The organism is Flexibacter flexilis DSM 6793 (genome assembly GCF_900112255.1).
GTDB classification, from domain to species: domain Bacteria; phylum Bacteroidota; class Bacteroidia; order Cytophagales; family Flexibacteraceae; genus Flexibacter; species Flexibacter flexilis.
This window is the reverse complement of record NZ_FOLE01000033.1, coordinates 1-1,649: the sequence shown is the minus strand read 5'-3', so window position 1 is coordinate 1,649 and position 1,649 is coordinate 1. Positions and strand designations below refer to the sequence as shown.

Here is a 1,649-nt window from a genome sequence, read left to right as displayed (position 1 = left end):
ACCACTACCAACGGCGAGTTTGTCGGGTACAGGTAATATATGTTCTGGTGGCAGTGCGAATTTGAGTGTGGTGTTGACGGGCAGTGCGCCATGGAGTTTGGTGTATAATGACGGCACAAGCAATATTACGGTAAATAATATTTTAGTATCACCGCATACAATCAGTGTAAGTCCAAGTACAACGACGACATACAATTTGGTAAGTGTGAGTGATGCGAACTGTACAGGCACTGTTTCAGGTAGTGCGACGGTAACAGTAAAACCATTGCCAACGGCGAGTTTGTCGGGCACAGGTAATTTCTGTTCTGGTGGCAGTGCGAATTTGAGTGTGGTATTAACAGGTAGTGCACCATGGAGTTTGGTGTATAATGACGGTACAGGAAATGTAACAGTCAATAATATATTGGTATCGCCACATACAATTAGTGTAAGTCCAAGTACAACGACGACATACAATTTGGTGAGTGTGAGTGATGCGAACTGTACTGGCACTGTTTCAGGTAGTGCGACGGTAACGGTAAAACCATTGCCAACGGCGAGTTTGTCGGGCACAGGTAATTTCTGTTCTGGTGGCAGTGCGAATTTGAGTGTGGTATTAACAGGTAGTGCGCCATGGAGTTTGGTGTATAATGACGGCACAAGTAATGTAACAGTAAATAATATATTGGTATCGCCACATACAATTAGTGTAAGTCCAAGTACAACGACGACATACAATTTGGTGAGTGTGAGTGATGCGAACTGTACGGGCACTGTTTCAGGTAGTGCGACGGTAACGGTAAAACCATTGCCAACGGCGAGTTTGTCTGGCACAGGTAATTTCTGTTCTGGTGGCAGTGCGAGTTTAAGTGTGGTGTTGACGGGCAGTGCGCCATGGAGTTTGGTGTATAATGATGGCACTAGTAATGTAACCGTAAACAATATCTTAACTTCGCCACATACAATCAGTGTAAGTCCGAGTACAACGACGACATACAATTTGGTGAGTGTAAGTGATGCGAACTGTACAGGCACTGTTTCAGGTAGTGCGACGGTAACGGTAAAACCATTGCCAACTGCGAGTTTGTCAGGCACAGGTAATTTTTGTTCTGGTGGCAGTGCGAGTTTAAGTGTGGTGTTGACGGGCAGTGCGCCATGGAATTTGGTGTATAATGACGGTACAGGAAATGTAACCGTAAACAATATCTTAACTTCGCCACATACAATCAGTGTAAGTCCGAGTGCGACAACGACTTATAGTTTGGTAAGTGTGAGTGATGCGAATTGTACGGGCACTGTTTCTGGTAGTGCGACGGTAACAGTAAAACCATTGCCAACGGCGAGTTTGTCGGGTACAGGTAATATTTGTGCTGGTGGCAGTGCGAATTTGAGTGTGGTATTCACAGGTAGTGCACCATGGAGTTTGGTGTATAATGACGGCACAGGAAATGTAACAGTAAATAATATCTTAACTTCGCCACATACAATCAGTGTAGGTCCAAGTACAACAACGACATACAATTTGGTGAGTGTAAGTGATGCGAACTGTACTGGCACTGTTTCGGGTAGCGCAACTATAACGGTAAAACCATTACCAACAGCAACCCTTTCGGGTGTTGGCACTATTTGTAGTGGAGCAAGTAGCAGCATTAGTATAGCCTTGACGGGCA

The 1,649-nt window shown here is 44.8% G+C and carries 1 protein-coding gene; it reads left to right on the top strand.

Going from position 1 to position 1,649, the window contains the following annotated elements:
- A partial coding sequence (locus BM090_RS18615) for a hypothetical protein (RefSeq protein WP_394333485.1) occupies positions 1–1,649 on the top strand: 1,649 nt, incomplete at both ends.